The following is a 248-nucleotide window of genomic DNA, read 5'->3' as shown; positions in this document are numbered from 1 at the left end:
TCATTCAATATAAGAATAGTAAATTATCATTATAAATCAATATGTTGTCTGTTAAACGCTAAGTTGTTTTCTTACGCTTTTGTGCCACGGCGTCCCATACCTATCAAAGGGCTCGCTTTCTCATCCAATGGCCAACGTGAGCGAGGGGCAATATCAAGGGGGCTTGTCTCTCCCCGTGCGAGTCTTTGTGCACCAGCAAAAGCAATCATCGCAGCATTGTCAGTGCACAAGGAAAGAGGGGGGGCTAT

General features: G+C 45.2%; 1 pseudogene. It reads right to left on the bottom strand.

What is annotated here, in order from left to right:
• Positions 1-71: 71 nt before the first annotated feature.
• Positions 72-248, bottom strand: a pseudogene (locus ACFIMP_RS09940) (tRNA (adenosine(37)-N6)-threonylcarbamoyltransferase complex transferase subunit TsaD); the annotation flags it as partial.

Source organism: Bartonella sp. AP65SXKL (assembly GCF_042195725.1).
GTDB lineage: Bacteria > Pseudomonadota > Alphaproteobacteria > Rhizobiales > Rhizobiaceae > Bartonella.
This window is presented reverse-complemented; position numbering and strand designations above follow the sequence as displayed.